Source organism: Variovorax sucrosi (assembly GCF_051216635.1).
Classification (GTDB): Bacteria; Pseudomonadota; Gammaproteobacteria; order Burkholderiales; family Burkholderiaceae_C; genus Variovorax.
Genome location: NZ_JBPJZU010000004.1, coordinates 217105 through 233586 on the forward strand (window position 1 = coordinate 217105; position 16482 = coordinate 233586).

The 16482-nt window shown below is 67.9% G+C and carries 15 protein-coding genes; 5 read left to right on the top strand and 10 right to left on the bottom strand.

What is annotated here, in order from left to right:
• Window positions 1–14 precede the first annotated feature (14 nt).
• Window positions 15–944, top strand: coding sequence for a LysR family transcriptional regulator (locus tag ACSFBE_RS09915; protein WP_435490204.1), 930 nt, complete (start codon window positions 15–17; stop codon window positions 942–944).
• Here the strand turns inward: ACSFBE_RS09915 and ACSFBE_RS09920 are convergent.
• Genes ACSFBE_RS09920 through uvrC form a run of 3 tightly spaced genes read right to left on the bottom strand, consistent with a single transcriptional unit; the run spans window position 941 to window position 4396 of the window.
• Window positions 941–1789 carry a DMT family transporter gene (locus ACSFBE_RS09920; RefSeq protein ID WP_435490205.1) on the bottom strand — a complete coding sequence of 283 codons (849 nt, stop codon included), beginning with the start codon at window positions 1787–1789 and terminating at the stop codon, window positions 941–943. The genes ACSFBE_RS09915 and ACSFBE_RS09920 overlap by 4 nt on opposite strands.
• 35 nt (window positions 1790–1824) lie before the next feature.
• Complete coding sequence (pgsA, locus tag ACSFBE_RS09925) at window positions 1825–2391, bottom strand: CDP-diacylglycerol--glycerol-3-phosphate 3-phosphatidyltransferase (RefSeq protein WP_435490206.1); 567 nt, start codon at window positions 2389–2391, stop codon at window positions 1825–1827.
• A gap of 52 nt (window positions 2392–2443) precedes the next feature.
• Window positions 2444–4396: an excinuclease ABC subunit UvrC gene (gene uvrC, locus ACSFBE_RS09930; RefSeq protein WP_435490207.1), complete on the bottom strand. Its 1953-nt coding sequence runs from the start codon at window positions 4394–4396 to the stop codon at window positions 2444–2446.
• Between the two features lie 131 nt (window positions 4397–4527).
• Here uvrC and ACSFBE_RS09935 point away from each other — a divergent pair, with 131 nt between their 5' ends.
• Together ACSFBE_RS09935 and earP are read left to right on the top strand one after the other, a co-directional pair.
• Window positions 4528–6525, top strand: coding sequence for a gamma-glutamyltransferase family protein (locus ACSFBE_RS09935; RefSeq protein WP_435490208.1), 1998 nt, complete (start codon window positions 4528–4530; stop codon window positions 6523–6525).
• Between the two features lie 76 nt (window positions 6526–6601).
• Entirely contained in the window at window positions 6602–7699 is a 1098-nt protein-coding gene (gene earP / locus ACSFBE_RS09940; RefSeq protein WP_435490209.1) for an elongation factor P maturation arginine rhamnosyltransferase EarP, read from the top strand.
• Here earP and ACSFBE_RS09945 read toward each other — a convergent pair.
• Together ACSFBE_RS09945 and ACSFBE_RS09950 are read right to left on the bottom strand one after the other, a co-directional pair.
• Window positions 7696–8469, bottom strand: a complete 774-nt coding sequence (locus tag ACSFBE_RS09945) for a fumarylacetoacetate hydrolase family protein (RefSeq protein ID WP_435490210.1) — start codon at window positions 8467–8469, stop codon at window positions 7696–7698. The two genes, earP and ACSFBE_RS09945, sit on opposite strands and share 4 nt — an antisense overlap.
• A complete protein-coding gene (locus ACSFBE_RS09950) occupies window positions 8469–8660 on the bottom strand; it encodes a hypothetical protein (protein WP_435490211.1) in 192 nt (63 codons plus the stop codon). The genes ACSFBE_RS09945 and ACSFBE_RS09950 overlap by 1 nt, the downstream gene beginning before the upstream one ends.
• Here ACSFBE_RS09950 and efp point away from each other — a divergent pair.
• Together efp and ACSFBE_RS09960 are read left to right on the top strand one after the other, a co-directional pair.
• Window positions 8646–9200 (top strand): elongation factor P, encoded by a 555-nt coding sequence (gene efp, locus ACSFBE_RS09955; protein ID WP_435490212.1) that lies wholly within the window; start codon window positions 8646–8648, stop codon window positions 9198–9200. The genes ACSFBE_RS09950 and efp overlap by 15 nt on opposite strands.
• Window positions 9201–9287: 87 nt before the next feature.
• On the top strand, window positions 9288–10154 hold the full coding sequence (locus ACSFBE_RS09960) for an LOG family protein (protein ID WP_435490213.1): 867 nt from the start codon (window positions 9288–9290) through the stop codon (window positions 10152–10154).
• On the opposite strand, the gene ACSFBE_RS09965 is transcribed toward ACSFBE_RS09960, so the two are convergent.
• The 5 genes from ACSFBE_RS09965 to pncB form a co-directional block, all read right to left on the bottom strand.
• Window positions 10132–11307, bottom strand: a complete 1176-nt coding sequence (locus ACSFBE_RS09965; RefSeq protein ID WP_435490214.1) for an MFS transporter — start codon at window positions 11305–11307, stop codon at window positions 10132–10134. The two genes, ACSFBE_RS09960 and ACSFBE_RS09965, sit on opposite strands and share 23 nt — an antisense overlap.
• Window positions 11304–12584 carry a DNA recombination protein RmuC gene (locus ACSFBE_RS09970; protein ID WP_435490387.1) on the bottom strand — a complete coding sequence of 427 codons (1281 nt, stop codon included), beginning with the start codon at window positions 12582–12584 and terminating at the stop codon, window positions 11304–11306. The genes ACSFBE_RS09965 and ACSFBE_RS09970 overlap by 4 nt, the downstream gene beginning before the upstream one ends.
• 93 nt (window positions 12585–12677) lie before the next feature.
• Window positions 12678–13655 carry a 2-hydroxyacid dehydrogenase gene (locus ACSFBE_RS09975; protein WP_435490215.1) on the bottom strand — a complete coding sequence of 326 codons (978 nt, stop codon included), beginning with the start codon at window positions 13653–13655 and terminating at the stop codon, window positions 12678–12680.
• Between the two features lie 15 nt (window positions 13656–13670).
• On the bottom strand, window positions 13671–15083 hold the full coding sequence (locus ACSFBE_RS09980) for a sodium:proton antiporter (RefSeq protein WP_435490216.1): 1413 nt from the start codon (window positions 15081–15083) through the stop codon (window positions 13671–13673).
• Between the two features lie 26 nt (window positions 15084–15109).
• Complete coding sequence (gene pncB, locus ACSFBE_RS09985) at window positions 15110–16309, bottom strand: nicotinate phosphoribosyltransferase (RefSeq protein WP_435490217.1); 1200 nt, start codon at window positions 16307–16309, stop codon at window positions 15110–15112.
• Window positions 16310–16482: the final 173 nt, after the last annotated feature.

A 16482-nucleotide genomic window follows, 5' to 3' on the forward strand; every position in this document is an offset into this window, starting at 1 on the left:
CCCCCAAGGCCGGAATGGAACGCGCCGATCTCGAACTAGTCACCACGGTGCGCCGGCGCGGCAGCCTGTCCGCCGCCGCGGCCTCCCTCGGCGTCGCGCCCTCGGTCGTGACCAAGCGACTCGCGGCGCTCGAAGCACGCCTGGGGCAGCGGCTGTTCGAGCGCACCACGCGGCGGCTGCACCTCACACCGGAAGGCGAAGCGGTCTGTCTGCATGCGGAGAAACTGCTCGAAGGCTTCGCGGCGCTCGAAGCCGATTTGAGCGACCGCCAGACCGCTCTGCGCGGCCGCCTGCGCATCGCCGCCACGTTGGGTTTCGGCCGGCGATGGCTCGGCCCGGCGCTGGCCGATTTCCAGCAGCGCCACCCGGCCCTCCAGATCGACCTGCAACTGACCGAGCGCCTGCCGGACCTGGGCGCCGACGGCTATGACGGTGCCGTGTGGCTGTGGTCGGTGCAGGGCGCGCGCAGTTCGCAATGGACCGCGCGGCGACTCGCGCGCAACCAGCGCGTCGTCGTCGCATCACCGGACTACCTGGGCCGGCACGGCACGCCGCGCGAACCGGCCGACCTCACCAGCCATGCCTGCCTGGTCGTGCACGAGAACGCGGAGGCGCATAGCGCCGGCCATGCCCACTGGGTGCTCAAGCACGACAAGGACAGCGCGTTGGTTCGGGTCCGCATTCAGGGCCCGCTGTCGAGCAATTCCGGCGAGATGGTGCGCGACTGGTGCCTGGCCGGCCGCGGCATCATGCTGCGCAGCCTGTGGGACATCGCACCGCAGCTCGCGTCGGGCGAACTACGACGCGTGCTGCCGCAGTACGCGATGCCCGACGCCGACATTCACTGGATCGCGCCCTGGCGACCGAAGGTGCCGCGCCGTGTGCGCCTGCTGGTGGACTTCCTGGCCGAGCAGTTTCGCGGCGAGCCCTGGAAGCCCGGCTAGGGCCGGCGCTGATCGCGCACCACCAGCGCCACGCCCGCCGCGGTCACGGCCGTGCCGAGGAGCGTCAAGGCAGTGATCGATTCGGAGAACAGCAGCCAGGCCATGACCGCGGTGGTCGGTGGCACGAGGTACAGCAGGCTCGTCACCGCGGCGGCCGAGCCTCGCTGGATCAGGATGTAGAACAGCGAACTCCCGCCCAAAGACAGCACCAGCACCGACCACGCCATGGCCCCGGCCGAATGGGTGTTCCACACGATGGGCGCGGCCTCCATCGTGGCGAAGGGCGCGGTGACGGCCACTGCCGCCGCGAACTGCACCAGGCTCGCGCTGCGCACATCGCAGGGCGCCACGAAGCGCTTCTGGTACAGCGTGCCGGCGGTGATCGACAGCAGCGCGGCCACGGCCAGCGACAGGGTCTGCGGACTCACTTCGCCGCTGTCGCCGAACTTGCGCGACACCACCAGCACCAGGCCGGTGAAACCCAGCAGCAGCCCGGCCCACTGGTGGCCGGTGATGCGCCCGCCCCGCAGCGACAGCCACACGCCGGTGAGCACCGGTTGCAGACCGACCATCAGCGCCACCAGCCCCGAGCCCATGCCCGCACGCACGGCGCCCCACACACCGGCCAGGTAGCCGGCCTGCACCAGGATGCCGGTGACTGCCAGGTGACCCCACTGCGCGCGGGTGGTCGGCCAGGCGACGCGCGCGATCAGCGCCCAGGCCGCGAAGGCGATGAAGGACAGCGCATAGCGCACCGCCAGGAACTTGAGCGGGGGCGCGTACGGCATGCCGTAGCGCGCCACGATGAAGCCGGTGCTCCAGATGAGCACGAAGACGGCGGGCATGACGCGAAGCCAGCCCGCGTGGCGGGCCGGCGCGTTCATTTCGCGCGCGCCCGGATCTCCGGGATGGCTTTCTGCAGGTAATAGACCATCGACCAGACGGTGAGCACCGCCGACAGCCAGATCAGCCACTGGCCCCAGGCGCCGGTGTCGATGGCATCGAACAGCCGACCGTCGAACAGCAGGAAGGGAATGGCCACCATCTGCACCACGGTCTTGACCTTGCCGATCATGTGCACCGCCACGCTTTTGCCGGCACCGATCTGCGCCATCCACTCGCGCAGGGCCGAAATGGCGATCTCGCGGCCGATGATGATGAGCGCCACGAACACGTCGGCGCGGTTCAGGTGCACCAGCACCAGCAACGAAGCGCAGACCAGGAACTTGTCGGCCACCGGGTCGAGGAAGGCGCCGAAGGCGGAGGTCTGATTGAGCTTGCGTGCCAGGAAGCCGTCGAGCCAGTCGGTGGCCGCGAACACGATGAACATCACCGTCGCGATGAGGTTGCGCATCGGCTCGGCGATCGGCAGGTAGAACACACCCACGATCAGCGGGATCGCGACGATGCGCGTCCAGGTCATGATGGTGGGGAGCGTCCAGAACATGCGAGTGATTGTGGCATGGCCCCATGAAGGAACCGGCCTACGGCGCAGCCCCTCAGTGCAGCGCGCGGTAGATCTCTTCGGCCAGGTCGGCAGCGATGCCCTCGACCGAGGCGATGTCCTCAACGCTCGCCGCCGCCACGCCGCGGATGCCGCCGAAACGCTGCAGCAATCGCGCCCGCCGCTTCGGTCCGATCCCGGGAATGTCCTCGAGCTGGCTGCCGCCGACCCGCACCTTCGCGCGCTTGGCCCGCATGCCGGTGATGGCGAAGCGGTGGGCCTCGTCGCGAATCTGCGCGACCAGCATCAGTGCGGCCGAATCGCGGCCGAGGTACACCTTCTCGCGGCCATCGGCGAACACCAGTTCTTCCAGGCCGACCTTGCGGCCCTCGCCCTTTTCGACGCCGACGATCAGCGACAGCGGCAGGCCCAGTTCGCCGAACACCTCGCGCGCCATCGACACCTGGCCCTTGCCGCCGTCGACCAGCACCAGGTCGGGCATGCGCGCGGCCTTGGTGGCGGGCGGCGCATCGCTGCCGGCCCCTTCCGCATCGCCGGGCGGCGGTGCATCGGTCTCTGCGGCGATCGCCTCGGCCAGCTTGCCATAGCGGCGGTGCAGCACCTGGCGCATCGCCGCGTAGTCGTCGCCCGGCGTGATGCCGTCGATGTTGTAGCGGCGGTATTCGCGGTTCTGCATGGCATGGTGCTCGAACACCACGCACGACGCCTGCGTCGCCTCGCCGGCGGTGTGCGAGATGTCGAAGCACTCGACGCGGAAGTTGTCGAGCTCGTCGGGCGCCAGCTCGAGCGCGTCGACCAGCGCGCGCGTGCGCGCCTGCTGCGAGCCCTCTTCGGCCAGCAGCCGCGCCAGTTGCAGCTGCGCGTTCTTCTGCGCCATCTCCAACCAGTGGCGGCGCTGTTCGCGCGGCTGGAAGACCGCGGTGATGCGTGTGCCCGATTGCTGCGACACGGCCTCGATCAGTTCGCGGCCGACCTGCTCGCTCAGCACCAGCGTGGCGGGCACGGCCACGTCGATGTAGTGCTGCGCGATAAAGGCCTCGAGCACCTGCGACTCGACCGACAGCTGATCGGTGCCCTCTTCCGATTCGCGCTCGCTGTCGTGCATCTGCGCGGCATCGTCGACATGCACCGGAAAGTAGGCCCTGTCGCCCAGGTGCCGGCCGCCACGCACCATCGCCAGGTTGACGCAGGCCCGCCCGCCCTGCACCTGCACCGCCAGGATGTCGACGTCCTTGTCGGAAGCGATCTCGATCGACTGCTGGTGCAGCACGCGCGACAGCGCCGACATCTGGTTGCGCAGCTCGGCCGCCTGCTCGAATTCGAGCTTCTCGGCATGCATCGTCATGCGGGCCTCCAGTTGGCTCAGCACCACCTGCGTGTCGCCCATGAGGAAGGCCTCGGCGTTCGCCACGTCCTGCGCATAGGCCTCGGGCGTGATGTAGCCGACGCACGGCCCGGTGCAGCGCTTGATCTGGTAGAGCAGACAGGGCCGGGTGCGGTTGGCGTACACCGTGTCCTCGCAGGTGCGCAGCTTGAACACCTTCTGCAGCAGCTGGATCGACTCCTTGACCGCCCAGGCGCTCGGGTACGGGCCGAAGTAGCGGTGCTTGCGGTCGGTCGCGCCGCGGTAGTAGGCCAGCCGCGGGAAGGTGTGCGCGGCGATCTTCAGGTACGGATAGCTCTTGTCGTCGCGAAACAGGATGTTGTAGCGCGGCTTGAGGCTCTTGATGAGGTTGTTCTCGAGCAGCAGCGCTTCGGCCTCGGAGCGCACCACCGTGGTCTCCATGCGCACGATCTTGCTGATCATGTGGCCGATGCGGGTGCCGCCGTGGCTCTTCTGAAAGTAGTTGGCGACCCGCTTCTTCAGGTTGCGTGCCTTGCCCACATAGAGCACGGCGCCCGCCGCGTCGAAATAGCGGTAGACGCCGGGCAGGTTGGGCAGGGCTGCGACTTCGCTGAGCAGTTGATCGGAATGCACGTCGGACATGGCGCCCATTGTCTCGCGGGCCGCGTCGCCCCCGCTGGCACCGGACAACGCCCAGCTGGCACGGCATGTGCTCCACTCGACGGGCCTGCAGTCCTGCACGGTTTTTCAACGATAACAACTCGATAACGCTTATGAAAAGAAACCTGCCCTGGAGGGCCCTGAGTCCGACCGTCCTGGCCCTCACGCTGCTCGCCTGTGGCGGCGGCTCTGACAACGGAAGCGCCCCGGCCACCCCCACCCCCACCCCCACGCCACCGCCGGTTGCGGTCGACAACAGCTGCCTCACCAGCACCACCGCCACGCCGGTGGTGGTCGGTTCCGGCGACGCCGGTGACCCGGCCGCACCGGAGCCGGCGTCCGGCTACGTCGTCGGCCACAAGGTCGTCACGGCCAAGACCTTCATGGTGGTCGCGAACCATCCGCTCGCCACCAAGGCCGGCTGCGACGTGCTCAAGGCCGGCGGCAGCGCCGCCGATGCCGCCATCGCGGTGCAGGCCGTGCTCGGTCTGGTCGAGCCGCAGTCGAGCAGCCTCGCGGGTGGCGCCTTCATGCTCTACTACGACGCCAAGACCAAAAAGGTGCAGGCCTACGACGGCCGCGAGACCGCACCGGCCGCCGCCACCGCCAACTACCTGCGCTACGTCGACGACACGACCGACCAGACGCTGCCCAAGCCCAACGCGCGTGCCAGCGGCCGCTCGATCGGCACCCCCGGCGTGATGCGCATGCTCGAGATGGCGCACGGCGACCACGGCAAGCTGCCCTGGAAAGACCTGTTCGGCGAAGGCACCCGGCTGGCCAGCGACGGCTTCAAGGTCGGCGGTCGCATGGCGGCAGCGATCGCCTCGTCGGCGTCCAACCTCAAGCGCGACGCCGAGGCGGCCGCCTATTTCCTCGACGCGTCGGGCAACCCGAAGCCGCTGGGCACGACGCTCACCAACCCGGCCTACGCCGACGTGCTGAAGGCGATGGCCAGCCAGGGCGCCGATGCGATGTACACCGGCAAGATCGCCGAGGACATCGTCGCCAAGATCCAGATCACGACCGGCGCCGACGGCTCGGTCATCACGCCCGGCAAGACCACGCTGGCCGACCTGAAGAACTACAAGCCGATGCGCCGCGAGCCGGTCTGCACCACCTACCGGGCCTACTACGTGTGCAGCATGTCGCCGCCGTCCTCGGGTGGCATCGGCGTGCTGTCGACCCTGGGCATCCTGGAGAACTTCAACATGGGCCTGCATGCACCGTCGCAGGTCGACCTCGAAGGCGGCAAGCCGTCGGTGATGGGGGTGCACCTGGTGGCCGAGGCCGAGCGCCTGGCCTATGCCGACCGCGACAAGTACGTGGCCGACACCGACTTCGTGCCGCTGCCCGGCGGCAGTGCCGACACGCTGCTCAACAAGACCTACATGCGTTCGCGCGCCAACCTGATCGACTTCAGCAAGAGCATGGGCACCGCGGTGGCCGGCGACTTCGGCGTGCCACCGGTCGGCATCGACAAGACGGTCGAACAGGGCACGACGCATTACTCGATCGTCGACAAGGAAGGCAACGTGGCCTCGATGACCACCACGGTCGAATCGACGCTGGGCTCCTACCACATGAGCCACGGCATCATGCTGAACAACCAGTTGACCGACTTCAGCGCCAACCCGATCGATCCGGTCACGAGTGCACCGGTCGCCAACCGCGTCGCGCCGGGCAAGCGGCCACGCAGCACGATGGCACCGACGCTGGTGTTCAACGGCAACCAGCCGGGCGACTTCCTGATGGCCACCGGCTCGCCGGGCGGCGGCACCATCATCCAGTACGTGGTGAAGACCGTCGTGGGCGCCCTGGACTGGGGCCTCGATGCACAGCAGGCGACCTCGTTGGTCGACTTCGGTGCGACCAACAGCCCGACCACCAACGTGGGCGGCGAGCATCCGAACGTGGACATCACGAACGGCGGCAACAACGACCCGCTCATCCTCGGCCTGCGTGCGCTCGGCCACACGGTGGCGACCGGTTCCCAGTCGAGCGGCATCAGCACCATCATCCGCAAGCCGGCGAGCGGAGGCCTGGTGCTCACCGGCGGCGCCGACCCGCGCCGCGAAGGCATCGTGCTCGGCGATACTTTCACGCCCTGACGCCAGCGCGCCGGCTCGGTGCCGTCAAGCCCCGGTGGCCGTGAGGCCGTCGGGGCTTTTTCATGGCGAGGCAAACATGCGCTGGGACATCTTCTGCAAGGTCATCGACAACTTCGGCGACATCGCCGTCTGCTGGCGGCTGGCGCGTGAGCTGGGCCGGCGCGGCATGCCGGTGCGGCTGTGGGTCGACGACCCGTCGGCCCTCGCCTGGCTCGCGCCCGGGGGCGCCGACAACGTGAGCGTGGTGCCCTGGTCCGACCCGACCATCGTTGCCGAGGCCGCCACGCGCGATCCGCTGCCGGACGTGCTGATCGAGGCCTTCGGCTGCGACCCGGCCGCCGCGCTGCTGGCGCGTTTTGCCGAGGTCGCGCGCCACGCGCGCCGGCCGTGGATCAACCTGGAATACCTGTCGGCCGAGCCGTATGTGGCGCGTCTGCACGGCCTGCCCTCGCCGGTCTTCCAGGGGCCCGGCGAAGGGCTGACCAAGCATTTCTTCTATCCCGGCTTCAGCCCGGCCACCGGCGGCCTGCTGCGCGAGCCGAACCTGTCCGTGCACCAGGCGGCCTTCGACCGGAAGGCGTGGCTGGCGCGGCACGGCATCGACTTCCAGGGTGAACGGCTGGTCTCGCTCTTCTGTTATGAACCGCGCGCCCTGCCGCGCCTGCTGCAGCAACTGGGCGCGTCGCCGACACCGGTGCGCTTGCTGGTGACCGCCGGGCGTGCGACGTCAGCGGTGCAGGCGGCGCTTGCATCCCTGCCGGGCACCGCGCCGTTGCCCGCGCTCGACTTCCTGCCATTGCTCCCGCAACAGCAGTACGACGAGTTGCTCTGGAGCTGCGACTTCAATTTCGTGCGCGGCGAAGATTCGATCGTCCGTGCGCTCTGGGCCGGTCGGCCCTTTGCCTGGCAGATCTATCCGCAGGACGACGATGCGCACCACGTCAAGCTGCACGCCTTCCTCGACGTGATCGAAGCGCCGACGAGTTGGCGCGCCTTCCATCTGGCCTGGAACGATGCGTCCGATGGGCCGCTCGCGTGGCCGGACGACGGCACGCGCGCGGCATGGCAAGAGGCGGCGACACAGGCACGAGCCCGGCTGCAGGCCCAGGACGACCTTGCCAGCCAGCTGGTGCGCTTCGCGGTAAGGCACGGCCCCCGGGAAGCGCGGCCCTAAGCCAAGGTGAGCGTCGCCGTGCCGATGCCATCGAAAGATGCTCGCACGGTGGCCGGCCCATCGAGCCAGACCATGCCGCACCACGAACCGGTGGTGAGCACGCTGCCCGCCGCCAGGCGGTCATGGCGCGCCACCGCGTGCTGCAGCCACTGCTGCGCCATCCACATCGGGTCCCCGCACGGGTGCGCGCCCCGGTAGCGGCCGACTTCCTTGCCATCGACCTGCAGGCTGGCGGCCTGCGCCGCCCAGTCGACGGACCGGATCGGCACCCAGTCGCCCAGCACCAGGGCGCCATTCGACTGCAGGTCGACCTGGCGCAGCGGCGCGGGGGCCTGGTCGGCGCCCTGCCAGCGGAAGTCGACCAGTTCGATGGAGACGGTCATGGCGTCGAACAACGCCTCGGGCGCTTGCACGGCGCGGGCGGCGAGGTCGGGCGCGCTGACGTCACGCGCAAGACGGAACGCGACTTCGATCTCGATGCCGAGGCGGTGAAAGTTCTTCGCTTCGAGGCGTCCGGGCGAGGCCAGTACGAAGGACTCAGGGATACGCGCGAAGGTGGCGAACGAAGTGGTCGTCGGACCGCCGCCCTTCCAGGTGCTCGGCGCGGCCGGGTCCGCATCCCAGCCGAGTTCGGCGGCCACGCGGTCCTGCAGCGCGCAGATGTCGTCCGGCGACAGGGCCGTGTCGTGCCAGGGGGTTTCATCGGCGGCGATGCCGCTGCGGCGGGCGGCTACCAGGGCGGCCGCGATGCCGTTGAGAGCGTCGTTCATCACGCACCGAAGTCTGCCCGATTTGGCCTGGCCTTGCGAAAACCGCTAAAATCGCTGGCTATCCAAAATTTGCCGCCGCTTTTCAACTGCAATTTCGGGAATTCGTTCTCGAACCGGCAGAACTGCAATAGCGCCACGGCCTGCCGCGCGCAGCGGCCAACCAGCCAGACAACGTTATGAAAATCGCTCAAGAAATCCGCGCCGGCAACGTGATCATGCACGGCAAGGACCCGATGGTCGTCCTCAAGACCGAATACAGCCGCGGTGGCCGCAATTCCGCCACCGTGCGCATGAAGATGAAGAGCCTGGTGGCCAACTTCAACACCGAAGTGGTCTTCAAGGCCGACGACAAGATCGACCAGATCGTGCTCGAGAAGAAGGACTGCACCTATTCCTACTTCGCCGACCCGCTGTATGTCTGCATGGACAGCGAGTACAACCAGTACGAAGTCGAAGCCGAGAACATGGGCGACGCGCTGAACTACCTCGAAGACGGCATGGCCGTCGAAGTGGTGTTCTACGAAGGCAAGGCCATCTCGGTCGAACTGCCGACCAGCGTCGAGCGCGAAATCACCTGGACCGAACCCGCCGTCAAGGGCGACACGTCCGGCAAGGTGCTCAAGCCGGCCAAGATCGCTACCGGTTTCGAAGTGCCGGTGCCGCTCTTCGTCGCGCAGGGCGACAAGATCGAAATCGACACCCGCACGGGTGAATACCGCAAGCGCGTCTGAGCGACCTGCACACCACCAAGGCTCCTGACGGAGCCTTTTTTGTTGGCGCCGCACCTTTTCGGCCCGAAGATTGCTCAGGAGCACCGCATGAACAGCAAGACCCACAATCTCCACGACAAGCGCCTGGCCGATGCCTGGGCCACCCTCCAGGCGCATTCGGACAAGGGGCTGCCGCTGGATCGCGACCCATCCCGCCTGGCCTTCGCCGACCCTGAATTCCTGTCGCGCCGTGAAACCCGCGGCCTGCGCATGCAGTTGGAGCTGATGAAGCCCGACCTGCAGATGCGCGAGCACGGCATCGAGAACACGGTCGTCGTGTTCGGCAGTGCGCGCTTCCGCAGCGAGGAAGAGACCCGCGCCCTGATCGCCCAGGCCGAGGCCGCGGGCGACGCTGCCGCATCGCAGCGCTGGCAGAAGCTCGCACGCAACGCGCACTACTACGAGCAGGCACGGGCCTTCGGCAAGATGGTGGCCCAGTACAGCGACGACAAGGAGCCGGCGGACAAGCTCTTCATCTGCACCGGCGGCGGCCCGGGCATCATGCAGGCGGCCAACCGCGGCTCCTACGAAGGTGGCGGCCTCAACATCGGCCTGGCCATCGCGCTGCCGATGGAAGAAGAGCCCAACCCCTACGTCACGCCGGCGCTGAGCTTCAAGTTCCACTACTTCGCCATCCGCAAGATGCATTTCATGATGCGTGCGAAGGCGCTGGTGGCCTTCCCCGGCGGCTTCGGCACGCTCGACGAGCTGTTCGAGGTGGTCACCCTGGTGCAGACGCGCAAGGCCAAGCAGGTGCCGATCGTGCTGTACGGCTCCGACTACTGGAAGCGGCTGATCGACTTCGCCTTCCTGGCCGACGAAGGCGTGATCTCGCCCGAGGACGTGAAGCTCTTCGAGTACGTCGACACGCCCGGCGACGCCTGGGACGCGATCAAGCGCTTCTACGCGCTTTGAGTTTCCAGACGGTGGGGCTGCCCATGGCCACCACACCGCCGACGATCCAGAACACACCGGCGATGCCGATGACCGCGCCGGCGGCGCCGAACAGCATCGGCATGGCAACGCTCGACGCGTTGATGGTCATCAGCCGCAAGCCGAGCGCCTCGCCATGGCGCGCGTGCGGCGTGATCTGGTGCAGCATGCTCATGATCATCGGCTGCACCGCGCCCAGCGAAAAGCCCAGCACCACCGAGCACAGCGCCATCGTCCAGGCCGAGTGCAGCAGCGGATAGACGCAGAACAGCGAAGCGGTCACCAGCGTCGACGTGAGAATCACGCCGCGCTCCGAGGTCCGGTTGACGAACAGCGGCAGCGCCAGGCGCACCGCTGCGGCCGCGATGGCGAAGGCGCCGAGGATCGTGCCGATGACCGACGCCCCCAGGCCCCGCTCGTGGCCGAGGATAGGCAGCACAAACGCATGCACGTCCCAGCTCGACGACTGCAACCAGTTCACGAACAGCAGACGGCGGAACAGCGGTTCGCGCAGCAGATCCCAGGCCCGGGTGGTTGCGGCGCCGACCGGCGGAGGCACCGGCGCGGGTTCGCGAGCCGTCCGGACCAGCAGCCAGCAGGCGACCGGCATCAGCGCCATGACCGCGAAGGTCACGCGGTACGACAGCAGGTCGGCGGGAACATGCCCGGCATGGTCGATGAGCAACCCGGCCACGAACGGGCCGACGAAGTTCGCCGCCGCTGGCGCGATCGCCAGCCAGCTGAACACGCGCTTGAGGTCGTTGGGACTTTGCGCGGCACGCCCGACATGGCGTTGCAGTGCGATCACGGTCGCGCCGGTGGCCCCGCCGGTCAGCAGCGCAGCCAGGCACATGACGGGGAAATACGGCAGCACCAGCGCGATGCCGGCGCCGAGCGAGGCCGCGACCACCGACAGCGCCAGCGGCCGACGCAGTCCGTGCCGATCGGCGAAGCGGCCCGCGGGCAGCGCCAGGAAGACTTGCGTGAGCGCGAAGAGCGAGATCAGCAGGCCGACCGCCGCGGCGCTGTAGCCCTGCTGCAGCGCCAGCAACGGCGTGGCCAGCCGCATGCCGGCCATGGTCGCGTGCAGGAAGACCTGCGCGGCGATCAGTCGGAGGAGTTCTGCGCCCTTCACGGCGCGCCGTCGTCCTCGGTGTCGACTGCAGGCAGCAGGGCCTGCGCCTGCGCTTCGGGCAGCGCCTCAACGCCCTTGAGCGCGCGCCGCATCTGGCGCTGTCGCGTGTCGGCCTTGTCGATCGTGTCGGAGGCCTTGGCGACCTGCTCCTTGATACGCTCGACCCATTCGCCGAAGCGGTTGAACTCGGTCTTCACCGCGCCCAGCACCTTCCACACCTCCGACGCCTGCTGCTCCAGCGCCAGCGTACGAAAGCCCATGTGCAGGCTGTTGAGCATGGCCAGCAGCGTGGTCGGGCCGGCCAGCGTCACGCGGTGCTGGCGCTGCACCGCGTCCATCAGGCCAGGGCGGCGCAGCACTTCGGCGTAAAGGCTTTCGACCGGCAGGAACAGGATCGCGAAATCGGTGGTGTGCGGCGCGGCCAGGTAGTTGTCGGCGATCGACTTGGCCTCGCTGCGGATGCGCGCCTCGAGCGCCTTGCCGGCAATCTCCACCGCCAACGCATCGGCGCGCTCGTGGGCGTCGATGAGTCGCTCGTAGTCGTCGCGCGGAAACTTCGCGTCGATCGGCAGCCAGACCGGCGCGCCGTCAGCGCTGCGGCCGGGGAAGCGCACCGCGAAGTCGACCCGCTGGCCGCTGCGCGGCTTGGTCTCGACCTGCTTGGCGTACTGTTCGGTGGTCAGCACCTGCTCGAGCAGTGCCTCGAGCTGCACCTCGCCGAAGACGCCGCGCGTCTTCACGTTGGTCAGCACCCGCTGCAGGCTGCCGACACCGACGGCCAGCGTCTGCATCTCACCCAGGCCCTTGTGTACCTGGTCGAGCCGGTCGGCCACCTGCTTGAAGCTTTCACCGAGCCGCGCCTCGAGCGTGCTCTGCAGCTTTTCGTCGACCGTCTTGCGCATCTCGTCGAGCTTGGCAGTGTTGGTCTGCTGCAGCTGCGCCAGCTGCGTTTCCATCGTCGTGCGCACCTCGGCCAGCCGGCGGGCGTTGGATTCGCTCAGGCCCTGCAATTGCGTGTTGAGCGTGTCGGCCAGCGTCTTCTGCATCAGCGTGAGTTGCTGCGCGAAGGCGTCGATCTGCGCGTTCTGGGTGCGGGTGGCCTCGGCCCCCTGCTGCACCAGCGCGGCCTGGAAGCTCGCGAAGTTCTGGCCCAGCTCCTGGCGCGTGCTGCGCGCCGAATCGGCCACCTCCTGCCGCAAGGCGCGTTCGCTGCGCTCGGTGCCGTCGGCCAGGGTCGCCAACAGTTCGGCGTGGCGGTCGGGTGGGGGCCGGCGCATCAACAGCGCAACGAGAAGGATGACGGTGAGAGCCGCGAGGCCCAGCAGGATCCAGAGTCCGATTTCGGAAGACGACACGTGAGCGGGGTCCGGTTACTTCTTGGTGGAGACGATCGGCGTCAGCGGGCCCTTGCCACCGAGAAAGGAGATCAGGTTGTCGGCTGCCAGGTCGGCCATGGCGCGGCGCGTCGGGATGGTCGCGCTGGCGATGTGCGGTGTGAGCACCACATTGGGCACGGTCAGCAGCGCGGGGTTGACCGAAGGCTCGCCCTCGAACACGTCGAGGCCGGCCGCGGCGATGGTGTTGTTGCGCAGCGCCTCGGCCAGTGCCGCGTCGTCGACGATGCCGCCGCGCGCCAGGTTCACCAGCGTGGCGGTGGGCTTCATCTGCTTCAACTCGGCCGCGCCGATGGCGTGGTGCGCCGCCGGCGAGTACGGCAGCACCAGCACCAGGTGGTCGGCGCGCTTGAGCAGTTCTTCCTTGCTGACGTAGCTGGCCTTCAGCTCCGACTCGATCGATGCGTCCAGCCGCGAACGGTTGTGATAGATCACCTCCATCCCGAAGCCCAGCGCGCCGCGTCGTGCAATGCCCTGGCCGATGCGGCCCATGCCGAGGATGCCCAGTGTGCTGCCGTGCACGTCGGCACCGGCGAACATGTCGTAGCGCCACTTCTTCCAGTCGCCGCGGCGCAGGAAATGCTCGCTCTCGGTGATGCGCCGCGCGGTCGCCATCAGCAGCGCGAAGCCGAAATCGGCGGTGGTCTCGGTCAGCACGTCGGGCGCGTTGGTGGCCATCACGCCGTGGCGCGCCATCGCGTCAACGTCGAAGTTGTTGTAGCCCACGGCCATGTTGGCGCAGATCTTCAGGTCCGGGCAGGCGGCGAGCACCGCCTCGTCGATCTTCACGCTGCCGGTGGTGAAGGCACCCTGCTTACCCTGCAGGCGGCGGATCAATTCGTCGCTCGACCAGTCGGCATCGTCCACATTGGCTTCCACCTCGAAATGCTGCTTCAGTTTTTCGATGGTCTCAGGGAAGACGGCACGGGTGACAAGAACGTGAGGTTTTGACATGGGCAACTCCTGTGATCAGCGGAAGAAAAGGAAGGTGACGGCGACGAACAGCGGGATCAGGCAGGCGCCCGACCAGGCCATGTAGCCGAAGAAGCTGGGCATGCGCACGCCGCGGTCTTCGGCGATGGCCTTGACCATGAGGTTGGGCGCGTTGCCGATGTAGGTGTTGGCGCCCATGAACACGGCGCCCGCCGAGATGGCGGCCAGCGTGTTCGCATAGGTGGTCATGAGCGCGGCCGGGTCGCCGCCCGCGGTGTTGAAGAACACCAGGTAGGTCGGCGCGTTGTCCAGGAAGGAACTCAATGCGCCGGTGGCCCAGAAGTACATCGCGGGGTCGGGCTGGCCGTCGGGCCGGGTGACCGCCGCCACCACCGCACCGAAGGGCCCGTGGGTACCGGCCTTGAGCATCGCGATGACCGGCACGATGGTCAGGAAAATGCCGGCGAAGAGCTTCGCCACCTCGGCCATCGGGCCCCAGCCGAACTGGTTGTCGGCATGCACGGCACCGGGCGTGATCTTCAGCGACAGCAGCGTGATGGCGATCAGGCCGACATCGCGCACCAGCCCCGGCAGGCCAACCGGCGTGCCGTAGATGTCGAAGACGACGTCGGACTTCCAGGTGCCGCTCATGAGCACCAGCGCGATCACGGCGCCCAGCAGCCAGAAGTTCCTGACGCCGTCGAAGCCCAGGCGCGGCGTGTCCGGCGTGGGGTCGACCGGCAGCACGCCTTCCTTGCGGTAGTAGTGGCGATCGATGACCCAGAACATCGCGAGCAGCGCGCCGGTCACGAAGAGCGTGCCGGGCAGGATGTGGCGCGCGGTCCAGAAGAACTCCACGCCCTTCAGGAAGCCCAGGAACAGCGGCGGGTCGCCCAGCGGCGTGAGCGAGCCGCCGACATTCGACACGATGAAGATGAAGAACACGACCACGTGCGCCTTGTGCATCCGGTTGTCGTTGGCGCGGATCAGCGGACGGATCAGCAACATCGACGCGCCGGTCGTGCCCATCAGGCTGGCAAGCACTGCACCGATCGCGAGGATCGCCACGTTGAGCCCGGGCGCGCCATGCAGGTTGCCGCGGATGTGGATGCCGCCGGCCACGGTGAACAGCGCCGTGAGCAGGATGATGAAAGGGATGTACTCCGCCAGCGCCGCATGCACGAGCTGGGTGCCGGCCAGCGCCGGCCCGAAGACGGCGGCGAAGGGCAGCAGGAACGCGAGCGCCCAGGCGGCCACCACCTTGCCGAAGTGGTGGTGCCAGAACGACGGCGCGAGCAGCGGCATCAGCGCGATCGAGAGCAGCAGCCCGGCGAAGGGCACGCCCCACAGCGGCGACAGGCGGGCGCCGTCGAACTCGGCGGCATGCGCCAGGGCCGGAGACAGCAAGGGCAGCGCCGGCAGCGCCAAACGGCGCAAGACCTTCTTCATCGGTCAATTCGCTTTCAGGGAAGAGGTCACGCGATCTCGAAGACCTGCCGCAGGTAGGCGAGGTATTTCTCGTCGTCGCACATGTTCTTCGACGGCGTGTCGGACAGCTTGGCCACCGGCTGGTCGTTGCAGCGGATCATCTTGATGACGATCTGAAGCGGCTCGTAGCCGAGGTCGTTGGTGAGGTTGGTGCCGATGCCGAAGGCCAATTGGCAGCGGCCGCGGAACTGCTGGTAGAGCTCGATGGTGCGCGGCACGGTGAGGCCGTCGCTGAAAATCAGCGTCTTGGTCAAGGGGTCGACCCGCTTGGCGATGTAGTGCGCCAGCATGCGCTCGCCCCACTGGAACGGGTCGCCGCTGTCGTGGCGGGCGCCGTCGAAGAGCTTGCAGAAGTACAGGTCGAAGTCGCGCAGGAAGGCGCTCATGCCGTAGACGTCGGACAGCGCGATGCCCAAGTCGCCGCGGTACTCGCGCGCCCACGACTCGAAGCCGAAGACCTGGCTGTCGCGCAGCCGCGGGCCGAGCGCCTGGCAGGCCTGCAGGTATTCGTGGGCCATGGTGCCCAGCGGGATCAGGCCGAGCTTCATGGCGTAGAGCACGTTGCTGGTGCCGGCGAACTGCGGCAGCTTGGCGCCCAGCTGCACCGGCGCGGTGACGGCGCCGAGGCGGCCGCTCAGGGTGCGCAGCACCTCCTCGTGCCACTCCTTGGAGAAGCGGCGGCGGGTGCCGTAGTCGGCGATCTTCAGGTCAGAGAGGCCCTCGGCCTGCAGCTGGCCGATCTTGGTTTCGAGACGGCGGCGGCCTTCGGCCAGGTTCGGCTGCTTCTGCGTGTTGCGGAAATAGACCTCGTTGACGATGGCCAGCACCGGGATCTCGAACAGGATGGTGTGCAGCCACGGTCCCTTGATGCTGATGTCCAGTTCGCCGGTAGGCAAGGGCGTGATGTCGATGTACTTCTCGTTCAGCCGGAACAGGCCGAGGAAGTCGACGAAGTCGCTCTTGATGAAGCGCATCGAGCGCAGGTAGGCGAGTTCGGGCTCCCGGAACTGCAGCGAGCAGAGGCCGCGCACCTCTTCGCGGATCTCGCTGGCGAAGCGCGCCAGGTCGACGCCGGGATTGCGGCACTTGAAGCGGTATTCGACCCGGGCGCCGGGGAAGTGGTGCAGCACCACCTGCATCATCGTGAACTTGTACAGGTCGGTGTCGAGCAGGCTGTGAATGATCATGGTGCGTTGCGCGTGTGTCTCGGGTCAGCGTGCGCTCGATTATCACGGTCCCCGTCGGCTTGTGCCTACGGGCCCCGCCCGGGGCGTCCTACCGCGCGTTCAGCGCACCCCTGCCTACAGTACCTTCACGCCAGCACAGCGCTTTTCCGCATCGAAGCGCTCCGGCCGGTGGT

What these genes read in the sequence shown, in the direction of transcription:
- earP (WP_435490209.1), top strand. Translation starts at nt 6,602, where the DNA reads ATGCGCTGGGACATCTTCTGCAAGGTCATCGACAACTTCGGCGACATC.
- ACSFBE_RS09915 (WP_435490204.1), top strand. Translation starts at nt 15, where the DNA reads ATGGAACGCGCCGATCTCGAACTAGTCACCACGGTGCGCCGGCGCGGC.
- ACSFBE_RS09935 (WP_435490208.1), top strand. Translation starts at nt 4,528, where the DNA reads ATGAAAAGAAACCTGCCCTGGAGGGCCCTGAGTCCGACCGTCCTGGCC.
- ACSFBE_RS09960 (WP_435490213.1), top strand. Translation starts at nt 9,288, where the DNA reads ATGAACAGCAAGACCCACAATCTCCACGACAAGCGCCTGGCCGATGCC.
- ACSFBE_RS09980 (WP_435490216.1), bottom strand. Translation starts at nt 15,083, where the DNA reads ATGAAGAAGGTCTTGCGCCGTTTGGCGCTGCCGGCGCTGCCCTTGCTG.
- ACSFBE_RS09975 (WP_435490215.1), bottom strand. Translation starts at nt 13,655, where the DNA reads ATGTCAAAACCTCACGTTCTTGTCACCCGTGCCGTCTTCCCTGAGACC.
- pgsA (WP_435490206.1), bottom strand. Translation starts at nt 2,391, where the DNA reads ATGTTCTGGACGCTCCCCACCATCATGACCTGGACGCGCATCGTCGCG.
- ACSFBE_RS09920 (WP_435490205.1), bottom strand. Translation starts at nt 1,789, where the DNA reads ATGCCCGCCGTCTTCGTGCTCATCTGGAGCACCGGCTTCATCGTGGCG.
- efp (WP_435490212.1), top strand. Translation starts at nt 8,646, where the DNA reads ATGAAAATCGCTCAAGAAATCCGCGCCGGCAACGTGATCATGCACGGC.
- ACSFBE_RS09945 (WP_435490210.1), bottom strand. Translation starts at nt 8,469, where the DNA reads ATGAACGACGCTCTCAACGGCATCGCGGCCGCCCTGGTAGCCGCCCGC.
- pncB (WP_435490217.1), bottom strand. Translation starts at nt 16,309, where the DNA reads ATGATCATTCACAGCCTGCTCGACACCGACCTGTACAAGTTCACGATG.
- ACSFBE_RS09970 (WP_435490387.1), bottom strand. Translation starts at nt 12,584, where the DNA reads ATGCGCCGGCCCCCACCCGACCGCCACGCCGAACTGTTGGCGACCCTG.
- uvrC (WP_435490207.1), bottom strand. Translation starts at nt 4,396, where the DNA reads ATGTCCGACGTGCATTCCGATCAACTGCTCAGCGAAGTCGCAGCCCTG.